The sequence below is a fragment of the Ruegeria sp. HKCCE4148 genome (genome assembly GCF_017872495.1).
Taxonomy (GTDB): Bacteria; Pseudomonadota; Alphaproteobacteria; order Rhodobacterales; family Rhodobacteraceae; genus Ruegeria.
In genome coordinates this window covers 1-21226 of the sequence record NZ_JAEDOS010000013.1, presented here as the reverse complement: position 1 = coordinate 21226, position 21226 = coordinate 1, and the positions used below count along the sequence as shown (strand labels likewise).

Genomic DNA, 21226 nt, shown 5'->3' with positions numbered 1-21226 from the left:
AAGCTTCTTGGTAAAACCAATGCATGTCGACATCACAACGCATATGCCTCGGGCTAAACGGCATGCCGTATTTGTCGTTGTCCCGCGCTTCAACCTGACCACGCTGATCACCATGATCGAAACCATGCGGATCGCAAATTACCTGGCGCCAGAACCGATGTTTTCCTGGGACATCGTCTCGTTCGACGGTCCTGAGATTGTTGCCAGCAATGGCATGACGACCGCAGTTGACACTGATTGCAGCAGCCTCACTCCGGCGGATTTTGTGTTTGTATTGGGCAGTTGGGGCACTGAGTACTACGAAAACACCACTTTACTTTCCTGGTTGCGAAAACGCGCACGCGCAGGCGAAACTATTTGCGGTGTTGAATTGGGCAGCTACATCGTCGCGCGGGCAGGCCTGTTGGACGGCAAACCTGCAACTATTCACTGGTCCTGGTTAAGCGGGTTCCGGGAATCCTTTGATCGGGTCGATGTCCATGAGTGTCTGTTCACTATTGACGGCAAGGTAATGACGTGCGCGGGCGGGTTGGCCGGGGTCGATCTGATGCTAAGGCTGATTGAATCCATCAGCGACAGCGGCTTTTCGGGGGAGATTGCAGACCAGATGCTGCATCACCCCATTCGCGACGCCGCCTCACCCCAGCGCAGCACCATGGGCCGGAGCACGGAAACCATGCTTCCGTTGATCCGAGAAGCGATGACCCTGATCGAAGAAAACATAGAAGAGCCGCTCAAGGTGCCCCAAATCGCTGATGTTCTGGGTGTTTCTCAGCGTCAACTGGAACGCCAATTCAAGAAACACGTGGGCTGTACCGTGGTGCAATTCGGCTTATTGCGCCGATTGCAGAATGCTCGCCTACTGTTGATTTCGACCGACCTCAGTGTACGCGAGATTGCCACCGCATCAGGATTCAATACACTGTCACATTTTGCCTATTCATTCGGTAAATTCTTCGGCCGGCGCCCATCCGAATACCGTGAGGCATGGCCGAAAAGCGAGCCGGCACCCAGCTGGCCCGGCTCTCTCTCGGATTTCTTGTCCATTCTGAACAACGTGCCCGCTCAAGGTTATCCCCCGCGGGACTGACGAAGAGCATTCAGCACTGCAACTATTTCGCGATCTCGTTGGGCTGCCAGGTCCTCGAAATCTCGGTCGCCGGCGACAGCGTTGCAGCCATCGACCATGCGATCGCGCAATTCCTTCGTCAGCTCAGGTGCCTCCAACCGAGTCCAAGGCAGTTTAAGCGCCGGACCGAACTGATCCAGGTTGGTGGCCATGCCTCCGGCACCACAGGCCACGTGAAAAGCCATACACTGACCCTGCGAGACCATACGAGGCGCCGGGCCGTTCATGAGCGCAATGTCGATGTCTTCCGGCGTTGCCTCTCCATTGGCGACCATATGCAGGGCCTCTCGCCACAGCGCTTCTTGCAGTCGGGTCGCGACAAAGCCGGGGATCTCTTTTTTCATCATCAACGGGGCCTTGCCCGCGATTTCGTAGAATTTCCCGGCCCAAGCCACCGCCTCTGGTGATGTCTGTTCGCCGCCCACGATTTCGACCAGTGGTAGCAAATAGGGTGGATTGAAGGGATGGCCGATCACACAGCGTTCCGGTGTCGCGCAAGTCGCTTGGATGTCGGTCATCATCAAGCCGGACGTGGAAGAGCCAATCACGACGTCTGTTGGCAAAATGAGCCCGAGTCGTTGATAAAGTGCCTGCTTGATCTCAAGACGCTCGGGCGCGCTTTCCTGCACAAATTCGGCGCCGTCCAGTGCAGCCTCCAGATCAGTAACAATACGCAAACGGTCAAGCGACGCGCCAGCAGCAAGGCCCAAATCCCTCAAGCTTTTCCAAGCAGTATGCAGGATCGCGTGGAAAGCATCCGTTTCACTTGCGTCATGCAAATAGGCGGTCACATCATAGCCACGCGCAAGAAAATGCGCGGTCCAACCTCCGCCGATGGGACCAGCGCCAATACTCGTGATGCGGGTGATTGAGGAGGGATCAGGATACATCACTCACCCTTGAATTTGGGTTCACGCTTTTCGACAAAAGCCGCGACACCTTCGGCCGCGTCATCAGATTTCAGCATCTTGCGGTAGATCGGCATCGGATCGGTTCGCATTTTGTGAAAAGCCTGTTCAAGCGGCACGCACTCGATCTCGCGCTGCACTTCTTTGACAGATTGCATTGCAAGAGGCGCTGACCAGGCAATCGAGGCCGCCCATTCCCGGGCCGCTGTCATCAATTGATCCTTTGGAACCACCTTGTTGACCAACCCGTAATGCGCTGCCTCGGTGGCGGTCATGCGACGGCCCAATAGAAACATCTCCATCGCGATATTGTGCGGTATTCTCCGAGGCAGGCGTTGTAGTGCCCCCGCATCTGGAACGATGCCCAAAGGCATTTCAGGCAGGCCAAACTCCACATGATCCGCCGCAATCAGCAGATCACAGGCCATGGCCATCTCGAATCCACCGCCGATGGCAAGACCGTTGATCGCCGCGATAACCGGCTTGTTGAGCGCCCAATTCTCGGTCAGACCCGTGAACCCGCCAAACCCGTAGTCATCACTCTCCCACCAGTTGTCGAGTTGCATTTCGCCCTCGTTCAGGGCCTTCAAATCCCACCCGGCCGAGAAAATCCGATCTCCGCCCCCGGTCAGGATCGCGCAACGCAAGTCTTTGTCCTCGTGCAGCTCTTGAAACGCCGCGGCCAAGGCCTGACTGGTGGGCACGTCAATCGCGTTTACCTTGCCCCGCTCTAGCATAACTTCCAGAACGTGGCCGTCGCGGCTTATCTTGACTCCATCTGACATGGCTTCAGCCCTCCTTGAATTCCGGCATGACCTCGTCGCAGAACATGCGCAAGGATCGCTGCTGCGCCGCGTGATCAAGCCCCATCGAGGCATAGTAGATGAATTCGTTCACACCCAAAGCCTCATAGCGCTTGAGCTTGGCGATGATGGTGTCCGGATTCCCGAACATGAGGTTTTCCTCTAGCATCAGCGGATCGTATTGCTCGCGCCCTTTGATCTCATCAAGCGACAGGGGGGCGGGGAAACCGTTCACGACATCACCGGCGTTTCGGAATAGGTTCTCGAATTGAGAAAGCAGTCGGCGAATGGCCGCGAGGGCTTGATCGCGATCGGAATCGTTGTCGTAGACACAGGCGTGCCGCATCAAAGCGAAGCGGGGGTGCCATCCATTGTCTGCCTTGGCGATGGCCTCGTCCAGCTGGCGCTTGTATAGTTCCGCCTCGGCAAAGGGTCTGGTCAACGGCCAGCAATTCACGTGGCAGCGCTCGCGCATGGCATAGTCGTAGGTGATCGGTGATCGCGCAGCGACCCAGACCGGCACCTCGTCCTGAACCGGTTTTGGAACGGATGTTGAGGTCGGAAATTGCCAGAACTCTCCGTCATGCGCATAGTCCCCGCGCCAAAGCGCGCGTACGGCCGGTAGCATTTCTTGCATGTAGCGCCAGGCGTCGGATTGCTTGAGGCCCGGCTTCATGCGGTCAAACTCTCGCTGATAAGCCCCCGATCCAATGCCAAACTCGAGCCGCCCTCCACTGATCAGGTCGGTGAAGGCAGCCTCGCCCGCCAGATTGATCGGATGCCAGTAGGCCGCAGTGGCCACTGCCGTACCAAGCCGGATCCGGCTGGTCTCGGACGACCACCAAGTCAGCAATTGAAACGGGTTCGGGGCAATGGTCATTTCCAGCGCGTGATGTTCGGCAGACCAGACGATATCGAAACCGCCATCTTCGGCGATTTGCACCATCTCCAATGTGTGGCGCGCGACGTCTTTCATATCAATACTGTTGTCGATCCGCTCCATGTTTACGGCAAGTTGGAATTTCATGCTCACCTCCCTCAGCGCATTACAAACGGATTCGCCATCGGCTCATCCGATGTGTTCATCCAGACCGTCTTGGGCCGGGTGTAATCGTAGATCGCCTGGAACCCGCTTTCGCGGCCATAGCCTGATCCTTTAACGCCACCAAACTCCGCTATCGGCGACACAACACGGTAGGTGTTCACCCAGACGATGCCGGCACGCACCGCATTTGCCATGCGCAAGGATCGCGCGCCGTCGGTGGTAAAGATGCCCGCCGCCAGCCCATGTTCGGTATCGTTGGCCAGTTCCAGCACCTCAGATTCGGTCTTAAAACGCTGGACGCAAAGTACAGGGCCGAAAAGCTCTGTATCGACGATACGCAGATCCTGCCGTGGGCAGTCGATGATGGTTGGCTCGAAATATAGCCCTGCTTTGCCTTCCGGCTGCTTGCCCCCCACCAGAACTGTGCCGCCCTCTTCCTGAGCGAAGGCAACCTCGCGTTGGATGTGGTCCAACTGTCCAGGGGTGCAAAGCGGCCCCATCTGAGTTTCCTCGGCCAGTGGATCGCCAATGAGGATCTGCTGCGCCTGCGCCACCATCCTGTCGAGAAACTCATCCGCGATGTCCTCGTGCAAGTAGAGCCGCGATCCGGCGACGCAGCTTTGCCCTGTCGCGCCAAAGATACCGGCAATCGAGGCATTGACTGCACTTTCGATATTGGCGTCATCAAAAACAATGAAGGGCGACTTGCCGCCCAGTTCCAATGAGACCTCGGCAAAGTTGCGTTTTGCGTTTTCCAGCACATGGCGCGCGGCATTTGGGCCACCGGTAAAAGAGACGCGCGCCACCAGTGGATGCCCGGTCAAAGCCCGTCCACAGGGCTCACCATGACCCGTTACGATGTTGACCACACCAGGCGGGATACCGGCCATTTCGACAAGTCGCCCAAACTCCAGCATGGCCGCGCTGGCATGTTCGGATGCTTTCAGAACAACCGTATTCCCGGCAGCCAATGCCGGGCCGATCTTGACCGCTACAAGGAACAATTGCGAATTCCATGGCACCACGGCAGCAACCACGCCCAGAGGTTCGCGCTTGGTAAAGACAAACATGTCAGGTTTGTCGATGGGCAGTGTCTCGCCGCTTACCTTATCCGCACACCCAGCAAAAAAGTGGAAAAACTCGGCAATGTACTTGGCTTGCCAACGCGTTTCCTTGAGCATCTTGCCGGTGTCGATGGATTCAGTTCGTCCCAGCTCTTCGGAATGATCCGCTAGAAGATCGCCCAGCTTGCGCAGGCATTTGCCGCGCTCGGTCGGTGTCATACGCGCCCACGGCCCGCCGACAAAAGCAGTGTGCGCCGCGGTGACTGCGCGGTTTATATCATCCTCAGTTGCCTCTGGAACACGGCTCCAGACCTCACCATTGGCTGGGTTGACGCTGTCAAAAGTACCGCCATCCGCAGCGTCGACCCAGTCGCCATCAATCAGCATCTGATAGTTTTTGACATCAGCCATGGCGTGCCTCCCCCCTGATTGTTGCCTCCCTATTCATGTCTGCTTTCGCGCCTCAGGGTTATGAAAATACGACGCAGTCTGTCGAAAAATCCGGGTCTCGCATCCGATCATGGGTGCAGGCTGTTCCAAAGGGAGGCTTGGAAATGGGTAGCAAAAAGCAGGTTATCGGAGGTCCACTGGAAATTGGCGGACGGGTTCTGTCGCTGTCCCGCGCCGTTCGGGCAGGTGATTTCGTTTTTCTGACAGGGCAAATTCCTATGCGAGACGGCGTGCCTATGACCGATGGCACCATCGAAGAGCAGACCCGCGCAGTTTTGGACGACATCACCAAGACACTGGCCAAGGCAGGCTGCACCCGCGACGATGTCGTCAAGGCCATGGTCTGGCTGCGGGAGCGCGACGATTTCCCTGGATTTAACGCCGTCTACGCCGACTATTTTCCAGTTGAGCCTCCAACCCGGTCGGCTGTGGTCAGCGATCTTCTGGTGGATGCCCGCGTTGAGGTCGAAGTCGTAGCCTATCGCCCCCTCAAGGACCAATCCTGATGGACATTGCACCAGACGGAACCCATTTCAAAATGACAGGACCAGAAGGTGCGCCTGTTGTGGTAATGATCCATGGGCTGGGCCTGAACCAGGATTGCTGGCAATGGACGATCCCTGCACTGTCTGATCGCTTTCGCGTTCTCACCTATGATCTATATGGTCATGGGCAAAGTGCCCCGCCACCCGAACGCCCCAGCCTTTCAATGTTTTCACGCCAGCTAGAGAGCTTGCTGGACCACTGCGCCATCCAAAGCGCGGTTATCGCAGGGTTCTCGTTGGGTGGCATGATCGCGCGTCGGTTTGCCCAGGATGTGCCACAACGGGTTTCAGCTCTGGTGATCCTTCATTCCCCTCACAAACGGACCGACGCCGCACAAGAGGCAATCTTGAAACGGGTGGAACAGGCACGGCGGGACGGACCAAAGGCAACGGTCGAAGCTGCGCTGGACCGGTGGTTCACCGATGCGTTCCGCCAGTCCAACCCTCGTATGATGGAGACGGTACGCGACTGGGTCATGGCCAATGACAAAGCAATTTACCACACCATCTATCGCGTGCTGGCCGATGGTATCGACGAAATTGTTGCGCCAAGCCCGCCGATTTCTTGCCCGGCGCTGGTGATTACCGGTGATGAGGATTTCGGCAACGGGCCTGACATGGCCTATGCCATCGCAAGCGAGATTGCGGGGGGCAGTGCACTTATCCTCCCGGGACTGCGGCATATGGCACTTGCCGAAGACCCGGCCGCAGTGAACAAGCCACTCCGCAGCTTTCTCAACAATCTGGATCTGAAGCCATGAGCACCAAAATCCTCAAAGGCCTGCGTGTGTTGGATTTGAGCCGGATGCTTTCAGGTCCCTATTGTACAATGCATCTGGCGGATCACGGGGCCGAGGTGATCAAGATCGAAGGCAAACATGGCGACACCAGCCGCGGCAACGGACCGTTCCGTCAAGACGATCCGGATCATGCCTGGGCCGGCTACTTTGTAAGCCTGAACCGCGGCAAGAAAAGCGTGCAGCTTGATCTGAAATCGTCCGAGGGCTGCGCGACTTTTCGAGAACTTGCGGCAACGGCGGACGTCATCGTCGAGAATTTCCGCCCGGGCGTGATGGATCGCCTTGGCCTGTCTTATGAAAGCCTTGCTGCCGACAACCCCCGGCTCGTCTATGCCGCGATCCGTGGCTTTGGCGACCCGCGCACAGGCCAAAGCCCCTATGCCAACTGGCCTTCGTACGATGTGGTTGCGCAGGCCATGGGCGGTCTGATGTCCGTCACCGGACCGAATGCTGACACACCCACCAAGACCGGACCTGGGGTGGGTGACATATTCACCGGCATGATGATGGCTTTCGGTATCATGACCGCCCTGCGCGAGGCCGAAGCGACGGGCAAAGGGCAGTTTGTGGATGTGGCCATGTATGATGCCATGATCTCGCTCTGCGAAAGAATGGTTTACTTGCATGACGTGACAGGAGAGGTGCCCGGACCGGAAGGCAACGGGCATCCATTCCTTTCCCCGTTTGGCCTTTACCCTGCAGCCGATGGCCACATCGCGCTTGGTATTGTCGATGACGCGTTTTGGCAGCTTTTGACGCGGCTGATGGGGCAACCGTCACTTGGACAAGATGACCGCTTCTCCACAAGGGCGGCCCGGGCCAACCATGCTTCCGAAGTCAACAAAATCGTACGCGATTGGACCCGACAACGGACTAAGGAGCAATTGACGGCAACACTGGGTGGCCAGGTCCCGTTCGGCCCGATGAACACTATCTCGGACATCGCGGCCGACCCTCATGTAGCCAGTCGCGGCATGCTGGCGAAGGTCCCCCATCCGGATGCGGGACATGAACCTTGGATCGTAGCAGCAAACCCGTTGCGGTTCGGTCGACACCGCCAAGGTGCACTGACGACCCCTCCTGCGCTAGGTGAGCACAATAGCATTCTGGAAGGATTGACCCCACCGGAGTCGACGGAACCCTTAGCCGGGAAGGCGCTGCGCGACGCCTTCGGGCGCTTTGCCACCGGTGTGACAGTGGTAACTACCCGGCAGCCGGACGGGACCCCGCGCGGGTTCACGGCGAACTCATTTACCTCCGTTTCTCTCGACCCACCTCTACTCCTGGTTTGTGTCGGTAAGCAGGCCTTGTCCTTTGAAACCTTCCTGCAGGCGGATCATTTCACGGTCAACGTCCTGTCGGACGACCAAAAAGAAATCTCGGGCCTTTTCGCGTCTCAATCAGCCAAAAAATTCGACATTGCAGCCTGGCAACCTGACGCGCGGAACATGCCCACGATAGACGGTGCGCTCGCCCGGTTCAGCTGTGCCCGACACCGTTTGGTCGATGCTGGTGACCATCTGATCCTGATCGGCCGCGTGGAGGACTTCGAAACGCGCGAGGGACATCCGCTGGGCTACTTTCGCGGTGCCTATTTCGATTTGGGGCTCAACAGTGCCCTGACAGAGGCCGCCACTGCAGGTGGTGTGACCGTCGGAGCGGTACTGGCCAACGAAGATCGGGTCCTACTCTCCGTTGACAAAAGCGGGCACATTTCAGTGCCGGTTGCTCCTGCAAATAACAATTCTGCAGATGGGCTGATCACTGATCTGTCAAACCGAGATTTGATTGTAGAGCTGGCGCATCCTTATGCGGTTTATCGAATATCCAAAAGTGGGACGCAGCGGATCATCTACCACGGAAGCGTTCATGGGCAGCCCCCTGACGGCATGCAATACTTTGATCTCGGCGACTTGCCGCTGGAACGCGTACGCGACGGGGCTGAAAATTCGATGTTGCGCCGTTACGCAAAGGAAAACAGCCACGGTACATTTGGTTTCTACCACGGAACTGAAGTCGAAGGCGTCGTACACACACCGACCGGGCACCACAGCTATCACGTTTGACAGGAGAAGCAATATGATCCCCGAATTGCGCAAGGTAGTCACCTTTGATGAGGATATTCACACAGAAGGAGGCCGACCTTCGGAACCCGTGTTGCGCATGATCGGCGTGGCAGCGGTGGTCAGAAACCCTTGGGCAGGACGTGGCTTTGTCGATGATCTTTCACCAGAGATTCAGCGCATGGCGCCAGTTCTGGGAGAGATGCTCACCAACAGACTGATCGCTCTGGCGGGGTCAGGCGATGCGATAGAAGCCTACGGAAAAGCCTGTATCGCCGGGACAAGTTGTGAGATTGAACATGCCTCCGCGCTTATTCACACCCTGCAGTACGGAAATTATTATCGTGAGGCAGTGGGTGCAAAAAGCTATCTCGGTTTCACAAACACGCGAGGGCCCGCGAACACCCAAATTCAGATCCCGCTGATGGACAAACATGATACCGGGCGGCGGTCGCACTACCTGACCGTCCAGTTTTCAATCTACGACGCGCCGGATGTGGATGAACTTGTTGTGGCTCTGGGGGCATCAACCCGTGGTCGCCCGCACCACCGGATCGGCGACCGATACTCAGACCTCGCTGCCTTGGGAAGGGATGTGGAGAACCCGGCTGGGGTCTAGTTTGTTACGATGATGATGCGTATCAGGTAATTGGCTTGAGGCAAGTTGTTGTCTTCGATGCAGACCAACTCAGCACGAGACCTGACAATCAACAAATAAGGATTGGGCGCAAAATCGCCAACGACCGCCGCCTCCTTGATGGGGTATTCTGGGTCGGCTAAACCGGAGTCACTTCGCGTTCAGCCGGAAGCGTTTAGAAATGCTCAGACACTCATCATCAGGCAGCGAGCGCCAAACATGGAGTTCGCTCAGGGACACCAACCTCATAAAAAGCGGCTTTACAACTACTACCCACTTCCCTTTTTCTAGTGCGTCTAGCTCATTTGGACAGAAATAACAGCAAGGAAGTTTGTTCCATGCAACTGTGTCAGCCACAGACAAAGCTCTCATTCGCAGCGGCTACATGAAACCCTTAATCAAAACCTGTTGCGGACATCCTGTGTTTAGTCTGATAGATCGTCTGTTGATGTGTGATCGCCGGAGCCGGAAAGACTGAAATGCTTGTTACAGTTGCTGTCGCCGGTTATCGATCTCTCCGAAATCTGGTTCTGCCACTTGCTCCCCTGACGGTAATTACCGGTGGCAATGGGGTCGGAAAGTCGTCGCTGTATCGCGCGCTTCGAATGTTGAGCGAGGTGTCACAAGGTAGTGTCATCTCTACACTCGCGTCTGAAGTAGGGTTGGGCTCCACAATGTGGGCGGGGCCTGAAGTGCTGTCTCGAGGGATGAAAACGGGTGAAGTACCCATCACCGGAACGACTCGGAGCAAACCAGTCGGCCTAAAGCTTGGCTTTGCGTCCGAAGACTACGGGTACGCAGTCGAGCTTGGATTGCCAGCAGAAACCTCAGCCTTTTCTAATGATCCTGAGATCAAGTCCGAAGCATAGTGGATCGGCGAGACATTGAGCCGACACAACGCGCTTGCAGAGCGCCGTGGCCCGTGTGTACGGGTACGGTCGGAGTACGGTTCTTGGAACCAGGCGGCCACTACCCTTCCACCGTTTGACAGTATGATGACCCACGCAGCCGATCCGAATAACGCATTAGAGCTGCTGCATTTACGAGACCGTATGCGGAATTGGCGGTTCTATGATCAACTTCGGACTGATCGTGAGGCCCCGGCCAGAAGGCAACAGGTCGGCACCCGAACTCCAATTCTTACGAGTGACGGCTCGGACCTGGCGGCAGCTATTGAGACAATTCGGGAAATCGGCGATGTGGCAACACTTGAAAAGACCATCATGGACGCATTTCCGGGAAGTTCAATTGAGGTTTATGCGAAAGATGGGTTATTCAGCCTCACAATGAAACAGCACGGGTTGCTGCGCCCGCTCAGCACTGCGGAATTGTCGGATGGGACCCTGCGATACCTGCTCCTCGTGGCGGCCTTACTGACGCCACGACCTCCTAGCCTGATGGTCCTAAATGAGCCCGAAACAAGCCTGCATCCTGACTTAATCCCACCTCTAGCTCGGTTGATCAAAGAAGCCTCCGCGCGAAGTCAGATCATCGTCGTTTCTCACAACCGAGCGTTAGCCAAAGCTTTGAGCAAGGGTAATGCGCTCACGCATCACCTCGGCAAAGCCACTGGGGAAACCTTTGTCGAAGCGGCGGAACCCATACCTTGGTCGTGGCCCAAACGATAGCCTTTAGGGAAGTGCTAACAACGCGCGCGATTGAGTTGTGCGTTACACGGAATCGCCTTGACCCACACTGACCTCGCGCGCGATATAACCGCATGGTTTCCAAATCTACGGTACATCTTGCCGCTATCTTGTATGGCTTGAGTTCATCGATTGTAGTGGCCGAAAAGGTTCATTTTTCTGGACTCTATGTCCCGGAAGGTCTTTCGTGCGCGGAAGGCGCGCGGATTTCGGAGGAATATGGGGACCTTCGTGCCGGATACGTCATCTATGACGACGAGGGGCGCAAATCGGACGACGGGTCTTGTGCTTACGCTCAAGTTCAGGCTCTTCGCGGAACCGCGGTGCAAATCGTTGATCTGGCCTGCTCATTTGACGGTGCAACCTATTCTTACCGCCAGCTCTTAACCCCGCTTGAGAAAAATAGGCTGCTGGTTGTAAACTCACCAGACGAAGAAACCTCCACTTACCAGATCTACACTTTATGCGGATGGGTTCCTGAGAGCTGAATGCGGTAGCGCTCTCCCGGCGACTTCGTGAACTAGTCTTAAAGGAAACTCATCAGGCGGTTGGCCACACTAGATTTAGCAAAAGAATAACGACTGCAAAGGCGACCGCAAGTGTCAGCCGCTGTCTTCCCTTGCTCTTTCCGTCAAGGACACCGGTAAGCTGCATTAACCAATAGGTGGCGTAAAGTAAGGCACCAGAAGCAAGCGCGTGCGCGACATCATAGTTCATAGGTTTTCCGTCATTTGATGATTCCATAAATCTCAATGATGAGTGCAGATTCCCGTTATTTCCATGGCTAAGATGATCTCCGGGCCGTATTCTGCATAACCTAAATCGGTGCAAGGTTAGTTACATCTGGGTCGCCCGTTGAAAAGCCCCTCTATGGCCCACTTATATCCCTGCGGCGTCGCAATCAAAGAATAAGGGCAACGATACTAATAGGGCTCGAACGTAGTAGATGACGTATTCGCTAGGGTAGAACATAAAATGTCGTTTTCTACATTCGTCGTTGCGTTGGTTACAATCGGTTGCGTGCCTGTGAATTCGACAATCCACTAGTATGCTCGCCGACCATCGTTGAGCCGCTCGATATTGCTGGGCGGACCCTGATCCAAAACCACCGACAGGGTGTCTTGTCACGCGCCGCCTTGCCGGACGGAATCTGCACATCCCGCCAGAAGCAGAAAGCTGAAGATCAAGGCTGCGGCAGAGAGTGCTATCTAAGTTTTTCGACCATAGATTTTCCTCTAGCAGACCCGCACAATTGTTCTATTTCGATGCAGGAAGCTGCGCTAGCTGAGTCATTGGTATTCACGCACCGCGAGATCGGCGGCCTCCTTGGGAAGGATGAGGTTCCATCGCCTGTTCGCGATCTCCTCTCTGACCGTCACGGCGCTAACCATCCTGTTCCCAACTCGCAGCTCAAGGTCCTTTCCGATCTTCGCTCTTGTCAGGCCCGCCACGGCGAAAGCAGCGTCTTTGTTTAGCTCGAGCCGAAGGATCACTTGCTCATTGCCGGTCTCTTCGGTGCTCATTTCGCGGACAGCAGCAGGCATTAGAGCAATCGGGCCGATGGAAAGCCAGTCAGGAAATCGCTCTACCACGCATACCGGGTAGTCCCCTGGATGTCTTCCACCGCCGAGGTCCAGGCAGTTGTCCTCCTGTACGGCCAGCTGTACACGCGCGCCCGCCCAGAACGCGGCAGTCACCAGCACTACCATCGCCGCGACTAAGGCGAAGAGCCGCATTAACGGTTCCAAAAATAGAGAAACAGCGACGTCAGAAGCATCGCCACTGCACCTAAGGTGAATATCCATCCAAGGCCGAGAAGGAAAAACGCTTCGCGCAGCACTCCGTCCTCGTCAATCTGCACACCTTGCACCCAATAGAGGACCCATAAAACCGCACCAATGGTCAAAGAGAACAGCGCCGAGATCAGGGTCACTTTCGCGGCGCGCCTAGTTGCACTGATCATATCGATAGTCTCCGTATTCGATCCAACGCTCTGAACCATCTTCAAAAACGAGAAACTCGGAACGGTCCTGGCCCAAGAGAGCGACGATAAAGCCACGCGGCGGCTCTGCATTGCCGAAGTAGCTGTAGGACGTCATTGCGTCCATCGTTTCACCGTTGACCGTAACACGCGCGTCCCAGTCGCTGCCGGTGTCGACAATGGCATATTCGATCTGTCGCTGAGTGCCGCCCCCGCCGCAGTAGACTACGCCTTCAGGTGCTTCCGGACGGGAACCTGAACCCGACGAGGCGAGGTTACTACAACTGCGTTTCAACGAACGGATGGCCGCCGAAGACCCCTTCAATTCGAGGATCGCATACGAAATGTCCTGATCGGTCATAGAGAGATTGAGCGTCGCGTTAGCGGCAATCTGATCCAGAACAAACACGTAGTCATTGGCGTCATTGAACTCAATTTCGACGGGGTAATTGTCCACAACCCGGAAGGAACTGTTGGCCCGCCCGGCCTGAAACGCACCGACTTCAGCTGTGCCGTTGCTCATGAATCGAAACGAAAGCCCCTGCTTGTTCACGATGTCTTGGCTGTCTTCATAGCCTGCTGGAGCAAACCGTATGCGGTCGCATTGCAGTTCTAAAGTGATATTGTTCGCCTGAATGAATGCATTAGGGCTTGGGCCTGAACTAAACTGCCAATCTGCCATTGCCGACAATGGAGCAGCGAGCAAAAAGGACGTAAATAATGTGGAAAGCCAGTTCATTTATGACCTCATTATTGTAGAGAGCGAAACCGGCGGCTGCCGGTGTTCAAATTCGTGAGAGCCGGTTGACTCATCAACCTAGTGCCCAAAGCCACACCCGCTTCACATCTTTTTTCCTCTTGGAATAGGCGGCTCTTTAGACCGCACGCTTCAAAGAGCTTATCCCTCACCCATGAAGAACACGGACGTGACAGCGCCGGACGGAGTCGTCTCGCAGACCCAGAAATTTTGCGCGCCGGGTACGTTCATGAGCAGGCTAAAGCCATCGTCAAGGCGAGTAACGTCGTTCACTGACGAACCGGTGACACCGACGGTAGAGTTGACATCTGCGACGCAATTGGCGCGCGCGACGGCCTCACCGTCACCAGAGCCGGGTTGCGTCGTCTCGACACAGCCTGCGACAGCCGTTGCAACGAAGACTGCAAGGCCAATTTTTGAATAGTTAGACACTTATTCCCCCCAATTTGATTCTGTTGGTTGTTGACAGTCGGAATAGCGAGACCCGTGCAGGCAAACCGTAGATTCTTCCTTAGTATTCTCCCAAACAACTTTACTACGTCCCCGCAAAACCTCTGACCAAGTCTGCGTCATAGCGTCAAACTGGAGCGGGACCGTATGCATTATCGCCTTCTTGTGACGGTCGACTCAGCCACCAGATCATGAGCACTGAGAGTATGAGTTGCAGAATACCGACAACCATCAACCCGGTGACACCGAGGAAAGCCGCTGGGCCCCTCAGAGTTTCAGGATCATTCGCGCCTTGCTCGAGCGCAGAGAACACTGCGATGCCACTGAACAGCATGAGCACAGTCGCGATGCTTAGTGCTGCAGGCAAAAGCAAATACCAGCCCGGTCGTCCTGTGTCGTGCAGTCGACGCCATCCAGCAGCCAGCATGGGTATTAGAACGGCAAGCTGAAAAATTGGGGTCAGGACTTGGATGCCTTGTCCGGTTTCGGGATCCGTCCCAAAGATTGATGCGTCGACGATTGCAAAGACGAGGCTTACGAGAACAACAAACAGCACAAACCACCAGTACTCAGACCTCACTGCACGCCCGGAAAAAACAAAGTACTTTCCAAAGCACGTTTTGGTTGCTTGAACAAATCCCATATTTCCGAACTCCTTAGAGCGGCGGCCCGATCTCTCTGAAATCATGGACCCTACTCCACGGCTTAGTCAATCGCCTTGGCACTGCTCCCTCAAAACCGGTGAGTGTCCAAATTCGCCACCTTAGAATCTTCTCTGAAGCAGCGCTCGGTTTCCCTGCTGCGGTAGTACAAAATGCACCTGGTAATCCCGACCCATACCGTGGCCTCCGTGTCACCTCATCATGCTTTTTGAGTGAAGCACGCTTCTGGGGTAAACCAGACGCGAAGACGCACGCACTCTTTCTCGGGCGTCGATACTAAACTGTCAGGTGGGGTCGGCCGGTCAAAATGTGGGCGCGCGCCGCCATTCGGGATCGAGAGCCCGCAACTCTTGCAGGGTCCCCGCGCCATGCGCTGCGCCATAGAGGACAACGACGTTACCCGGAGCGGCATCGATCACGGCTGCCAAGTGCCTGTTACGTGCGTCAATTGTGATCTGCGTGACCCGCGCGGGGTCCGCAGTCGGCAGAACGAAGTCTCTCATGGGCGTCGACAGGTTCTCTTCGCTGATTTCGAGTGGTCCAATCAGCATTTCATAGGCGTCTGCGATTTGTGCTGGTGTCAGATCCACGTTCACATCCTGACCACCGGGGAAGCCAAGGAAAGCCTCGTTGTCCTGTGCAACAAGACCGTCCGACACGTTCTCGGCATAGAAGGCCGGCGAGGGAAGCATGCCCAGCATTGCGCGTATCCTTAGTTTGTCGGCGACGCTGGCCGTGTCGAAGTCGATAAACTCGTAATAGAGGTCCGCTCCATTTAGCTTGAGGCGTTCGACCTCAGCGGCAATACGATCATAGAAAGGCTGCTCGGCGATATGGATCATGGGGATGAAATACAGGCTTCGCTCGCCATTGGTGAAGGTAAAGCGTTTTGCGCCACCTGCAGATCCATCGACAATGAAGTCTTCCTCGGTCAAGGTGCCAATGTCGCCAGGTGGACCCTCGGGTATAGGATCCCCCGCAGCGTTGTTCCCGATCACAGCTGCAGCCAATAGTGAGATGGCAAACGATGTTGACAACTTTTCTCTGAAAGATTTCGTTGCACTCCTCGCAGTGGCCGTGATTCTTGTAATGGTTGCCATTGTTGTGGGGACGCAAGAAAAAATGAATTGGGACGCGGACATGGATGTTTCTTACCTTCGCGGTACGCTGAAAAATGTGTAGCTGTTCGTCTGGGTCAGGATTGGCACACCAGTCTGTGCCATGAGTTCATCCATATCCGTCGAACCGGTTGAACACGCTACAAGATCGGCAGCGTCGTCTAGGAAATCGAGGGTGAAAGCGCTTTCGCCAACGAGGCGGCAATCATCAGCAGCGCTTCTGTAGCCGCGGACGAAGATCAATTCCGGATCAGGTTCGCTTATGGCAACCTCAGGAGTAGTTTCAATGCACCCCGAAACAGCCAGCACCGATGCGATAGTGCCGATATTGAGCATAATCATTTCGAGGTGTCGTTTCAAATACGCTACTCCCACTCTGCGCGCGTGCTGCGCCACACCTTTTCTTCTGCATCCCATACGCTGGCTACGATGCAGGGCGTTGGGTTGATACCTTCACACTGCGAGCCATGCACATCCGCCAGAAGCACCCGGAACGGGCCGATGTTCGCCATCTCCCAACCCTGATTGAGAAGCGAAAACGCACGATCCTCGATCAGGAAATGGGACATGCAACCGCCTGTACCACAATAGAGTGATGCAGCGGTCGAACACGAGAATCCACTTTCGTCCAGCCCCCAGTCCCGCTGGAGGTCTCCGTCCAGATCCACGCGGCGAACCGCACCGAACTCCAGGGCGAACTGTCCGTTCTCGAATTCAGAACAAGCCCTTTGGGCGGCTTCGACCTTTTCGGCCAACCGCGCCGGCAGCGCAGACCAATCTTGTGCAATTGCTGGACCAGTGTTGAATGCCGTCAAGATTGCACAGAGAAAGAACGCCCATTTCCGGGCATCGTCGCGGTTGCTCTTTCTGGCTATCTTAGTCTCCATTTTCGATTCTCCATCATGTACCTAAGGTTCCGCTGCATGGTTCGCCGGTGTTGTCACCGAATTCGATTTAGTTTCGTCACCATCACTGAAGACAAGGAATTTCGACCGTTCTTCGCCAAACAGCCCGAACTGGAACCCTGTCGGCGGCTGTGATCGAAAAAGCTGTGCGACGTCATCGCGCGAATGGTATCGCCATCAAAAGCAACGCTTACACTCCAAGGGTCGTCTGGCTCTCTCACGAAAGCGTTGTCGATGACCTTCTCTGCGGCACCATTTCCGCAGCAGACTATGCCTTCAGACGCTTCCATGATCCGAGATTTCGACACGCCGGAGTTGCAGGCTAAGCGCTGGGAATTGACCGCCGTGGACGAGCCTTTGAGCGTGGCGAAACCGATATCCAGTCCAACTTTCCGCACTTCCACCTTGGGGCTCCTTTCCCTGCAGAAGAGTACATCTGCAGTTCGCCGCGACGCGTGACAGTTGGGAGCAAACATCATCCGCGCAATCCATAATTCGAACACTGGCATTCGACAACTCGCTGCACTTTGCTTGAACGGCCGCTTTAAGCGCTTCGTCGCAGCAGACGGACGTAACTGGTGTGCTTTCTGCATGCGCGAATACTCCGGGCAGAGTTCTTGCAGTTTCGTGAGTAAATTCTATCGCGAGGCGAATAATCTTCAAGCGGCACTGTTGCACCGCGGCCCCCCATCAAAAACCATTTGCCATAGCGGTCTTTCATTCGAATATTTTTTTGTGCTCAAATATTCTCCGGATGATCGCAAAAGGTTGTGGCCGCGTTTGTGAAGTTAGTGGGGAGAGCTTATGGAAACAAAGGATCGAGTTCAGGCAAGCGTAGCGCCGTACGTTGATCGCGCACTTTTCACTAAGCTCACACTCGGAGCCTTGGCGTACTTCTTACTGCCCGGCATTGCCCAGGCCCAAAGTTCGCAATCTTGCGCTGAAGTTGGTGCTCCGCGTCAAGAATACACTGCTGGAACAGAGACCATTCTTAGCGGGCAGACGATATCTTCTACTGTTAAAACCTGCCTGCCAATTCCAAACGGGCCCATCACGGCGCTTCTGATTGGTAATTCCACCATAACGCCTTCTGGGGAAATTGAGCTGTATGTCCCGGGGCAGAGTCAAAATCCAGACAGAGCATCGGTACTGACTTTGTTGAACGTCGATGTCGCGGCAGGGAGCGGCGACTTTGTTTCACGGGAGGCCCTGACGACGCAAATCAACGGCAGACTACGAGTCAATATTGTAGGGACTTCGATAGGATCAGGACGGTCCATGACATTTGCGCCCGCAAATGGGAGTGATGTTGACCCAACCGAGGTATTTTTCCAATCAGACACGCCGTTAACTTACGATAATTTGACAGTAACAAACGCGACGGAAATCGCGTTTGGTGTGATCAACATTCAGACAAGAAGCGCTCAAGCGTCTGATTTTACACTGACCAACAGTTCAATGTCGGCCACCAGCAATATGGTGATCGGTGCTGGTTCAACACTTCGGCTTGACGCGTCCAGCAGCTTAACCACGGTCGATTTTGATAACTTTGGTACTCTGGCCGGCAACGGCACCGTGAACGCATTCAATTTCAACGTGAGAAATGGCGCTGTTCTTTCACCGGGCTCCTCGATTGGGACGTTGAATATTAATAGTGCAATTTCCTTCGCTGCGGGGTCGACGATTTTGTCGGAAGTCGACCCCGCAGCGGCACAAAAAGCGGATCTGGTTTCGTCAACAGACGCAGTCACTGGTATCAACAACGCCACCATACAAGTCGAAGCCGCTCGTCCAGGCTTGACTGCGCAGGACTATGCTGCTGGCAACGACTACACGGTTTTTCAAGCCTCGCGTTTCGATGGAAACTCCCCAACTCTTGTTGCCGGAGGATCTCTGCCCGCCCTATCCAGTCTGAGTATCTCAAACACGCCAACCGCAGACGGTAGAATTGATATTGCGTTTTCGACCCTCCCCGTTTCGAGTTTACCGCAACATCCATCAGTTGTTGGATCTCCCAATGCAAGCAACCTTGCTGGTGCGGTGGCCAACACCACAAACACGTCTCCAGGAACCAACCTGACCAACGGCACAACCTTGGGCAATGCCGTTAACACGCTTACCAATTCAGGTTTGGCTGGGTTTAATAGTGTGCACGCAGAACCATATTCCTCCAATTTGACCGTTGGTCTGGAGCAACTTGACCTGATAACCAACACCGTGCTGAGCCACGCTGACTGCCGCAAGTATCAAGCGGTCGGCTTCAGCAATGAGGATCAACCTATTGCATCGGGAGACATCGACTCGGCCCAGAGCCCTAGTGGCGCAATAGACTGCTCTGATCGGCGCTGGTGGATCGACACGGCCTATGTGAGCGGGGACGTTGATGGAAGCAACGGCCTTGGGACATTCGACTATTCGCTGGGCACCATTCTGGTCGGAGCGGATGTCGCAAGCACCGATAGAGGTGTGGTCGGCGTGTACGCAGGTTTTGGGACATCCTCCATGGATGAACACGATCAAGTCGATCAGGACTTTTCGACCGACAGCTATCATGTGGGCGTCTATGGGCGTACAACAACAGGAACCTGGGAGTTTTCCGGGCTGATCGGTTACATGTTCGGTGAAACTGACGCCAAACGGACTAACCCTTCTGTTGATGGCTTTACAGGAGGCGAGGCTAAATCGGAATTGGACCAAGAGGGAATCCACGCCGGTATCCAGGCACGGAAGCTGTTTAGCCTGGACAGCGGTGCTAGGGTTTCTACGGTTTTTGGATTGAACTACGGGCGTATTCAACAAGGTTCAGGCACAGAGACTGGCGGTGGTGACTTCAACTACTCGATTGAAAAAGCGAATGCAGAGTCTCTGGTCGCTTCCATTGGGTTTGACTACCAACGGGACTTCTTGACAGAGAATGGTTTGCTAACCCCAATCGCCTTTGCTCGTTACGAGTATGACTTCTTTGCCAACAAGGATAGTGAGCACGAAATCACTGTCACGAGCCCGATATTTGGCACGTTCACACAAGTCGGACAAAACCGAGGTGCAAATGGTTTCGTTCTTGGTCTGGGGCTAGGGTATCAGATTTCTGATCTGGCCAGACTGACGGCAGGATATGGTTATTCAGTTCGCTCCAACGGCCAAGAGCACGGCCTCGGTGCAAACTTAAGTGTTCGGTTCTGATTAGGGCGGACCAACGAAGAGGAGTGGTAAGCTAGCAGCAACAACTTGCGGAAGCTATTGTGGCGATGTGAGCTTCATTCCCTAGCGATCAAAATTTGGGGATATTAAAAACATAGAGCCGCGATTTCTTGGCGTCGTCTGTCAGGATGTAGAGAAGCCCTCTGGTCTCATCGAGAGCGATCCCTTCGGGATGTTTAACTTCCTTTTGTTTTCCATCTTCTGTGAACGTCAAACTGATAGACTTCACTGACTTGGATTTTGGATTGTAGACGAAGATCTGACGGCTTTTGTCACTCACAATCCAAAGAGAACGTGAGGACCGGGACCATGCCAGGCCGCTCAAATCCAGTTCATCGTCCCCTACGCGATCAGACATAAAACCAGCCTCGCGATCCAAAGGGATGATTTCCTCAATATCAGTCAGCTCTGGTGACAATACCAACAACAGCCGCGGCTGACCTTCGATAACCACGAATACTCGGCCGGTGTCCGGATCGACGGTGATGCCCTCAGGTCCCTTATTCAATGGATTGCCGACGAGCAATTCAGCGGCGTCCGAGTAGCCTTTGAGAGATGTGAGAGGGATTGTAGTTAGTTGAATGGGGTCTGTCGGGTGAACGACTAGAATTGATCGATCAGTTTCCTGAAGTACTAAAACAGACCCATCTTTTCGTGATGCGACGCCCTCCAGATCTGATCCCGCCAATGAAGGCAGCTTGAAAGAGTTTCCTAACACCCCGTCGGTTCCAAGTAGGTGCAGTCCAGGTTCAGCGTCGCTTACGGACCACAAGAAGCCTTCAGCGATGGACAAAGACAATCCGGAAGGCTCTGAGAAGCCTTCCGATTTATCTGCCACCTTGAATGAGGCGATGAGAGTCAAACCGGGGTTGTCGGCGTGGGCGAGCTCAATCCAAGCCAGAAATGCAATAGTAGCGCTTGCAAAAGAAGCCAGTGTCCTAAGCTTGGGGAAGCGCCGTGAAAAGCCAATTTTCGACCGAAGCAGCTTGTGTTCTGACATTGGATATTCTCGCGCTTGGACCACATCCCTGTATCAGCGTTCGTATCACAGTCCGGATGCGA

24 protein-coding genes are annotated in these 21226 nt (G+C 55.0%); 9 read left to right on the top strand and 15 right to left on the bottom strand.

Translation table 11 applies throughout. The features are described 5' to 3' along the window. The first annotated feature begins 19 nt into the window (after positions 1–19). Positions 20–1090: a GlxA family transcriptional regulator gene (locus I9187_RS20240; protein WP_209509662.1), complete on the top strand. Its 1071-nt coding sequence runs from the start codon at positions 20–22 to the stop codon at positions 1088–1090. Here I9187_RS20240 and I9187_RS20235 read toward each other — a convergent pair. The 4 genes from I9187_RS20235 to I9187_RS20220 are packed head-to-tail and all read right to left on the bottom strand — an operon-like array spanning position 1072 to position 5360. Further along, positions 1072–2019, bottom strand: coding sequence for a 3-hydroxyacyl-CoA dehydrogenase NAD-binding domain-containing protein (locus tag I9187_RS20235; protein ID WP_170686488.1), 948 nt, complete (start codon positions 2017–2019; stop codon positions 1072–1074). The genes I9187_RS20240 and I9187_RS20235 overlap by 19 nt on opposite strands. Further along, positions 2019–2822 (bottom strand): carnitinyl-CoA dehydratase, encoded by an 804-nt coding sequence (locus I9187_RS20230; RefSeq protein ID WP_170686487.1) that lies wholly within the window; start codon positions 2820–2822, stop codon positions 2019–2021. Before I9187_RS20230 ends, I9187_RS20235 begins: the two co-directional genes overlap by 1 nt. Before the next feature lie 4 nt (positions 2823–2826). Further along, positions 2827–3867, bottom strand: coding sequence for an LLM class flavin-dependent oxidoreductase (locus tag I9187_RS20225; RefSeq protein ID WP_209509663.1), 1041 nt, complete (start codon positions 3865–3867; stop codon positions 2827–2829). Between the two features lie 11 nt (positions 3868–3878). After that, a complete protein-coding gene (locus tag I9187_RS20220) occupies positions 3879–5360 on the bottom strand; it encodes an aldehyde dehydrogenase (protein ID WP_170740612.1) in 1482 nt (493 codons plus the stop codon). Between the two features lie 143 nt (positions 5361–5503). Between I9187_RS20220 and I9187_RS20215 the strand changes: the two genes are divergently transcribed. From I9187_RS20215 to I9187_RS20190, 7 genes are all read left to right on the top strand, one after another. After that, on the top strand, positions 5504–5905 hold the full coding sequence (locus I9187_RS20215; RefSeq protein WP_209509664.1) for a RidA family protein: 402 nt from the start codon (positions 5504–5506) through the stop codon (positions 5903–5905). Further along, positions 5905–6705, top strand: a complete 801-nt coding sequence (locus tag I9187_RS20210; RefSeq protein WP_209509665.1) for an alpha/beta hydrolase — start codon at positions 5905–5907, stop codon at positions 6703–6705. The genes I9187_RS20215 and I9187_RS20210 overlap by 1 nt, the downstream gene beginning before the upstream one ends. Beyond that, positions 6702–8810, top strand: a complete 2109-nt coding sequence (locus tag I9187_RS20205; RefSeq protein ID WP_209509666.1) for a CoA transferase — start codon at positions 6702–6704, stop codon at positions 8808–8810. The genes I9187_RS20210 and I9187_RS20205 overlap by 4 nt, the downstream gene beginning before the upstream one ends. Positions 8811–8823: 13 nt before the next feature. Then, the gene (locus tag I9187_RS20200; RefSeq protein ID WP_010443804.1) at positions 8824–9426 is read left to right on the top strand and encodes an amino acid synthesis family protein; all 603 of its coding nucleotides are present in this window, start codon (positions 8824–8826) and stop codon (positions 9424–9426) included. Between the two features lie 497 nt (positions 9427–9923). Further along, the gene (locus tag I9187_RS22020) at positions 9924–10313 is read left to right on the top strand and encodes an AAA family ATPase (protein ID WP_245223332.1); all 390 of its coding nucleotides are present in this window, start codon (positions 9924–9926) and stop codon (positions 10311–10313) included. A 126-nt stretch (positions 10314–10439) separates the two neighbouring features. Beyond that, positions 10440–11072: an AAA family ATPase gene (locus I9187_RS22015; RefSeq protein ID WP_245223331.1), complete on the top strand. Its 633-nt coding sequence runs from the start codon at positions 10440–10442 to the stop codon at positions 11070–11072. Between the two features lie 92 nt (positions 11073–11164). Further along, on the top strand, positions 11165–11578 hold the full coding sequence (locus I9187_RS20190; RefSeq protein ID WP_068337444.1) for a hypothetical protein: 414 nt from the start codon (positions 11165–11167) through the stop codon (positions 11576–11578). 52 nt (positions 11579–11630) lie between these two features. Here the strand turns inward: I9187_RS20190 and I9187_RS20185 are convergent, their stop codons facing one another. The 10 genes from I9187_RS20185 to I9187_RS20140 form a co-directional block, all read right to left on the bottom strand. Further along, the gene (locus I9187_RS20185; protein WP_157769979.1) at positions 11631–11807 is read right to left on the bottom strand and encodes a hypothetical protein; all 177 of its coding nucleotides are present in this window, start codon (positions 11805–11807) and stop codon (positions 11631–11633) included. Positions 11808–12379: 572 nt separating this feature from the next. Beyond that, positions 12380–12826 carry a hypothetical protein gene (locus I9187_RS20180; RefSeq protein ID WP_209940310.1) on the bottom strand — a complete coding sequence of 149 codons (447 nt, stop codon included), beginning with the start codon at positions 12824–12826 and terminating at the stop codon, positions 12380–12382. Next, positions 12826–13053 (bottom strand): DUF3955 domain-containing protein, encoded by a 228-nt coding sequence (locus tag I9187_RS20175; RefSeq protein ID WP_170568172.1) that lies wholly within the window; start codon positions 13051–13053, stop codon positions 12826–12828. Before I9187_RS20175 ends, I9187_RS20180 begins: the two co-directional genes overlap by 1 nt. Then, positions 13037–13810 (bottom strand): hypothetical protein, encoded by a 774-nt coding sequence (locus tag I9187_RS20170; RefSeq protein WP_170418289.1) that lies wholly within the window; start codon positions 13808–13810, stop codon positions 13037–13039. Before I9187_RS20170 ends, I9187_RS20175 begins: the two co-directional genes overlap by 17 nt. Positions 13811–13969: 159 nt before the next feature. After that, a complete protein-coding gene (locus tag I9187_RS20165) occupies positions 13970–14260 on the bottom strand; it encodes a hypothetical protein (protein WP_170418286.1) in 291 nt (96 codons plus the stop codon). Between the two features lie 145 nt (positions 14261–14405). Further along, positions 14406–14921 (bottom strand): DUF805 domain-containing protein, encoded by a 516-nt coding sequence (locus I9187_RS20160; protein WP_029622284.1) that lies wholly within the window; start codon positions 14919–14921, stop codon positions 14406–14408. A gap of 321 nt (positions 14922–15242) precedes the next feature. After that, complete coding sequence (locus I9187_RS20155) at positions 15243–15977, bottom strand: hypothetical protein (RefSeq protein WP_010443788.1); 735 nt, start codon at positions 15975–15977, stop codon at positions 15243–15245. A 114-nt stretch (positions 15978–16091) separates the two neighbouring features. After that, on the bottom strand, positions 16092–16418 hold the full coding sequence (locus I9187_RS20150) for a hypothetical protein (protein ID WP_170418283.1): 327 nt from the start codon (positions 16416–16418) through the stop codon (positions 16092–16094). A 5-nt stretch (positions 16419–16423) separates the two neighbouring features. After that, positions 16424–16945 (bottom strand): hypothetical protein, encoded by a 522-nt coding sequence (locus I9187_RS20145; protein WP_010443783.1) that lies wholly within the window; start codon positions 16943–16945, stop codon positions 16424–16426. Positions 16946–16998: 53 nt separating this feature from the next. Continuing rightward, a complete protein-coding gene (locus I9187_RS20140; RefSeq protein WP_010443781.1) occupies positions 16999–17556 on the bottom strand; it encodes a hypothetical protein in 558 nt (185 codons plus the stop codon). 211 nt (positions 17557–17767) lie between these two features. Here I9187_RS20140 and I9187_RS20135 point away from each other — a divergent pair, with 211 nt between their 5' ends. After that, positions 17768–20146 carry an autotransporter outer membrane beta-barrel domain-containing protein gene (locus I9187_RS20135; RefSeq protein WP_245223330.1) on the top strand — a complete coding sequence of 793 codons (2379 nt, stop codon included), beginning with the start codon at positions 17768–17770 and terminating at the stop codon, positions 20144–20146. 88 nt (positions 20147–20234) lie between these two features. On the opposite strand, the gene I9187_RS20130 is transcribed toward I9187_RS20135, so the two are convergent. Beyond that, positions 20235–21164, bottom strand: a complete 930-nt coding sequence (locus I9187_RS20130) for an SdiA-regulated domain-containing protein (protein ID WP_209940309.1) — start codon at positions 21162–21164, stop codon at positions 20235–20237. Between the last annotated feature and the right edge of the window lie 62 nt (positions 21165–21226).